4 protein-coding genes and 1 pseudogene are annotated in these 3152 nt (G+C 61.1%); 3 read left to right on the forward strand and 2 right to left on the reverse strand.

All coding sequences use genetic code 11. The features are described 5' to 3' along the window. Positions 1–134, reverse strand: a pseudogene (locus NZK81_RS21765) (2-dehydro-3-deoxyglucarate aldolase); the annotation flags it as partial. Between the two features lie 14 nt (positions 135–148). Further along, positions 149–964, reverse strand: a complete 816-nt coding sequence (gene hpaH / locus NZK81_RS21260; protein WP_260047965.1) for a 2-oxo-hept-4-ene-1,7-dioate hydratase — start codon at positions 962–964, stop codon at positions 149–151. A gap of 138 nt (positions 965–1102) precedes the next feature. On the opposite strand from hpaH, the gene NZK81_RS21265 reads away from it, so the two are divergent. From NZK81_RS21265 to NZK81_RS21275, 3 genes are all read left to right on the forward strand, one after another. Next, positions 1103–1963, forward strand: coding sequence for an alpha/beta fold hydrolase (locus NZK81_RS21265; RefSeq protein ID WP_260047966.1), 861 nt, complete (start codon positions 1103–1105; stop codon positions 1961–1963). Positions 1964–2050: 87 nt separating this feature from the next. Beyond that, positions 2051–2587 carry a TIGR02444 family protein gene (locus NZK81_RS21270; RefSeq protein ID WP_260047967.1) on the forward strand — a complete coding sequence of 179 codons (537 nt, stop codon included), beginning with the start codon at positions 2051–2053 and terminating at the stop codon, positions 2585–2587. A 43-nt stretch (positions 2588–2630) separates the two neighbouring features. Next, a partial coding sequence (locus NZK81_RS21275; RefSeq protein WP_260047969.1) for an SDR family NAD(P)-dependent oxidoreductase occupies positions 2631–3152 on the forward strand: 522 nt, incomplete at its 3' end.

The following is a 3152-nucleotide window of genomic DNA, read 5'->3' on the forward strand; positions in this document are numbered from 1 at the left end:
TCGATCAGCAGCCAGTCATAGCCATGGCCCGCGCAGATTTCGGCAATGTCTGGATGGGCCAGGGCCAACCAGAAGCCAAGCTGGACCGGACCTTCGCGCAAGGCCGCCTTGAAGCGGTTGACCGGTGTCTGCATTTCTGGCTCTCCCCTTAGACGAACCGGAAGCCGATTGACCCCAGGGCGCCGAAATCGGCGTTGAAGACATCGCCCGGCGCGCCTTCGACGGGGCGCGTGAACGAACCGCCCAGCACTACTTCGCCGGCTTCGAGCGCCTGGCCCCAGGGCGCGAGCCGTCGCGCCAGCCAAGCCACGCCATTGGCGGGATGGTTGAGTACACCGGCGGCAAGGCCGGTTTCCTCGATCACCCCATTGCGGCTGAGCATGGCGCCGGTGCGACGCATATCGAGACCGTCGGGGCGCACTGGGAGGCCTCCAATTATGATGCCGGCATTGGCGGCATTATCGCTGATAGTGTCCTGGACCTTGCGCGCGGCACCGGTTTCCGGATCCTTCGGATGCACCCGGCTATCGATGATCTCGATTGCCGGAACCACATAGTCGGTCGCGCCGAGGACATCGAAGATCGTCGTCTGCGGCCCCTCCAGGCGGCGCCCTAGGATGAAGGCCAGTTCGACTTCGACCTTGGGCGTGATGAACCGCGTACAGGGCACATCACCGCCCTGTTCGAACACCATGTCGTCGAGCAGAGTCCCGTAATCAGGTTCGGTGATACCGGCCGCTTGCTGCATGGCGCGAGAGGTCAGCCCGATCTTGTGGCCAAACACAGTCCGCCCCCGCGCCAGCTTGAGATCGACCCAAGCCTGGTTGATTCGGTAGGCATCCTCGATCCGCATGCCGGGGAAGCGGGCGGAGAAAGGCCGGGTCCGTTCGCGGGTTTGCTCTGCGCGATCGAGTTCCCGCGCCAGATCGGTGATCAAATCATCGGCGAATGCCTCGGCCGTCATATTTCCAGCTCCCAACGCGTATCCTTTGGTAAAACTCGTTGCACAATGTCAAACACTATCTTAGACAATAGGCAAAATGATCGAGCGCTCCGATCGAAATCGGTTCGGGGGTTTTGCAAGACCAATTGGGAGAATGTCATGGCTGCTGACGGGGTTATCAGGGAAGAAAAGATCACGGGCCGGGGCTTGACCTCGCACACCCTCTTGGCGGGCGATCCGTCCAAGCCGGCAATTCTGTTGCTTCACGGCGCGGGTCCGGGCGCACATGCAGCATCGAACTGGTATCACCTGATGCCGGACCTGGCCGAAAACTTCTTCGTGATCGCGCCCGACCTGATCGGCTTCGGTCAGTCGGTGATCCCCGATCCGTGGCCGGATAGCGTGATGGGCTGGATCGGCACCCGGGTCGACCAGTGCTTCGGCCTGCTTGAGGCGCTCGGTGTGAAGAAGGCCCACGTTGTCGGCAATTCGATGGGCGGCGCGCTGACCCTGCAGATGATGAGCGAGGAACCCGACACGATCGACAAGGTGGTGCTGATGGGTTCGATCGGAGCCCCCGGCCCGCGCACCCCGGAACTGATCCGCCTGCTCTCGTTCTATTCCGATCCGCGCTATGCCCGCTATCGCCAGGTGATGCACAGCTTCGCCTACGATGCCGACAAGTTCGAAGGCATGGAAGAGATCGTCGAGAACCGTTTCAAGATTGCCACCGATCCCGCCATCATGAAGACTGCGGTCAAGATGATCGATTCCATGAAGAACGGGATCGAGACGCTCAACATGCCGCCCGAACTGCTGGGCAAGATGCCGCACGAAGTGCTGATCTTCCACGGCCGCCAGGACCGGGTGGTGCCGCTCGACACCAGTCTCTATCTGATCGAGCATCTCAAGCATGCCGAACTGTACGTTCTCGACCGTTCGGGCCACTGGTCGCAACTCGAACGGTGGGATGTCATGCGCCCGATGATGGAAATCCATTTCGGCGCCCGCACGTTCTAGGCGGTTTGGCCTCGTTGCATGTCCGGGCAGCATGTCCACCAATGTCCGCGATTGGATACTTCGGCACGGTCGGACCAGGGGCCGGACGTGCCGCAGGAGTCTGATGGAGCTTCAGTTCGGGTGGAGCAACACGCGGCGGCGTTCTGGGGCTATTCGTTGCACATTTATGCCAAGCCGGGTGTGGCAGCTTCCTGCCTTACCTTGCAGGACCAGCATGGGTGCGACGTCAACACGGTGTTGCTTTGCCTTTGGTTGGCCGGGGCGCGTTGCTCGGTTCTCGCTGTTTCGGACATCGAGGCTGCGCAGCACTCTGCTGCAGCTGCGAATGAACGATTCGTGCAACCGGTCCGTTCGGTGCGGCGCTGGATGAAGCAGTGGTGCCGAGGTACCCCTGAGTCGGAAACTAACGCCGCAGCCTATGCGGCGCTGAAGACGGCCGAGTTGTATGGTGAACGTCTGGTCCAGTTGCAGATGATTGCCGGGTTGGACCTGGACCAGTTGACCCGTGCTGAGTCGTCAGAAGCAGCAGTCCGGGCAAGCTTCGCCAACTATTGCACCTTGACGGGCACACCGGGCGGAGTGGCTGAGGAACTGGGTGAGCTTGTTGCCACCGCCTGGCATTGAGCCAGTCCTGCCTGTCGGGTTAATTGCATTTGAGGAACGGGATATGGATCGGTGCCTGGATGGATCAGTTGTCGCGATCACTGGCGCCGGACGCGGAATAGGTCGCCAACTGGCGTTGTACTGCGCCGCGCAGGGGGCGGCAATCATCGTCAACGATCCTGGTGTGGCGCAGGCGGGCAACGGCGGCGATACCGCATTCGCCCAGAGCACCGCCAGCGACATCATCGCTGCCGGGGGCAAAGCGGCGGCCAACTTCGGTAATGTTGCAGATCCGGCGGAGGCGCAGAGCATTATCGAGGATGCGGTACGGAAATTTGGCCGAATCGATGCGGTCGTAAACAATGCAGGCATCCTGCGAGACAGCATCTGGCACAAGATGAGTCACGAGGACTGGACCAGCGTTATCGCGGTCAATCTCACTGGCGTCTTCAACGTTTCCAAGGCCGCCACGCCCTATTTTCGTGAACAGAAGGCGGGCAGTTTCGTTCATTTCACTTCGACGAGCGGTCTGATCGGCAACATCGGGCAGGCGAACTATTCGGCGGCAAAGTTGGCCGTCGTCGCG

The sequence above is a fragment of the Novosphingobium mangrovisedimenti genome (assembly GCF_025153475.1).
Taxonomy (GTDB): Bacteria; Pseudomonadota; Alphaproteobacteria; order Sphingomonadales; family Sphingomonadaceae; genus Novosphingobium; species Novosphingobium mangrovi_A.

What these genes read in the sequence shown, in the direction of transcription:
- NZK81_RS21265 (WP_260047966.1), top strand. Translation starts at nt 1,103, where the DNA reads ATGGCTGCTGACGGGGTTATCAGGGAAGAAAAGATCACGGGCCGGGGC.
- hpaH (WP_260047965.1), bottom strand. Translation starts at nt 964, where the DNA reads ATGACGGCCGAGGCATTCGCCGATGATTTGATCACCGATCTGGCGCGG.